Origin of the sequence: Rhizobium favelukesii, from assembly GCF_000577275.2 — a bacterium.
In the GTDB taxonomy this organism is placed as follows: domain Bacteria; phylum Pseudomonadota; class Alphaproteobacteria; order Rhizobiales; family Rhizobiaceae; genus Rhizobium; species Rhizobium favelukesii.
The window spans coordinates 1-1,496 of the sequence record NZ_CBYB010000008.1; the positions used below are offsets into that span (position 1 = coordinate 1).

The following is a 1,496-nucleotide window of genomic DNA, read 5'->3' on the forward strand; positions in this document are numbered from 1 at the left end:
CGGGTGCCGGCGCCGACCGCGCAATGGGCCTGTTCATCAACACCCTGCCCGTGCGGCTTGACCTCGACGGCACCGGGGCCGAGGCGAGCGTGCGGGCTACGCATGCGCGGCTTTCCGAGCTGCTCTCACACGAGCATGCCTCGCTGGCATTGGCGCAACGCTGCAGCGGCGTTGCGGCGCCGCTGTTCAGCGCGCTGTTGAACTATCGCCACAACACGCCGGCGGCCCTGGCCGGCTCCGGAGCGGAGGATGGTCTGTCTGGCATCGAATGGCTGGGCGCGGAGGAACGCACCAACTATCCGCTGACGCTGTCGGTGGAGGATTATGGCGAGGCGCTCGGGCTGACGGCGCAGGTGGCCGAGCCTGTCTCTGCGGATCGGGTGTGCGGCTACATGCAGCGGGCGCTCGAGCAACTGGCCGACGCGCTGGAGCAAGCGCCCGATAGGCCGGTGTGCGAGCTCGACATTCTTCCGGCTGAGGAGCGCAGCTACCTGCTGGAGGAGTTGAACCGGACGGAAGCGGACTATCCGTCGGATCTTTGCGTGCATGAGCTGTTCGAGGCGCAGGTGCGCCGGGCGCCGGAGGCGGTGGCGCTGGTCTATGACGACGAGCGCCTGAGCTATGGCGCGCTCAATGCGCGGGCCAACCGGCTGGCCCATCATCTGATCGACCTCGGGGTCAAGCCGGATCAGCCGGTGGCGATCTGCCTCGAGCGCAGCCCGGCGATGGTGGTGGGGCTTTTGGCGATCCTCAAGGCCGGCGGCGCCTATCTGCCGCTCGACCCGGCCTATCCGTCCGGCCGGCTGCGGCAGTTGCTCGACGATGCCGGCCCGCGGCTGCTGCTTTGCGACGCCGCCGGCCGCGCGGCGTTGGGCGCCGAGGCGCTGGCCGATGTGACGGTGGTCGATCTGGAGACGGCCACGCCCGCCTGGGCCGACCAGTCCGCTGACGATCCCGAGCCGCGGGCGCTGGGCCTGACATCCCGCCATCTCGCCTATGTGATCTACACATCGGGATCCACCGGCACGCCGAAGGGCGTCATGGTCGAGCATGCGAGCGTACTGAATTTCCTATATGCTTTTTCGGATATCGCGAGGATCTCTGAACGGGATGTACTCCTAGCGATCACAACCATCTCGTTTGATATCGCGGGGATGGAGTTATATCTTCCATTGGGCGCGGGAGGCACAGTCGTCCTTGCCAACCGTAAGGATGCTCCGGATGCTGTGGCGTTGCAGCAACTTCTGGTCCATCACAAGATTTCTATGATGCAGGCCACTCCGGCGACGTGGCGCATGCTATTAGATGCCGGCTGGCAAGGAACACCGGACGTAAGTGTGTTGTGTGGAGGCGAAGCATTACCTGCAAATCTGGCCTCACGTCTTAACAGAGGAGCGAGGTCTCTAAGGAATCTCTACGGTCCGACCGAAACAACGATCTGGTCGTCCAGTTTTCCTATTGAAACGAGCATTGGTGAGCTCCATCACAACGTCCCG

At 64.5% G+C, this 1,496-nt stretch carries 1 protein-coding gene; it reads left to right on the top strand.

Going from position 1 to position 1,496, the window contains the following annotated elements; all coding sequences use genetic code 11:
• Nucleotides 1-23: 23 nt before the first annotated feature.
• Nucleotides 24-1,496, top strand: a 1,473-nt coding sequence (locus tag LPU83_RS17660; RefSeq protein ID WP_342213962.1) for an AMP-binding protein, incomplete at its 3' end; no start/stop codon positions are given.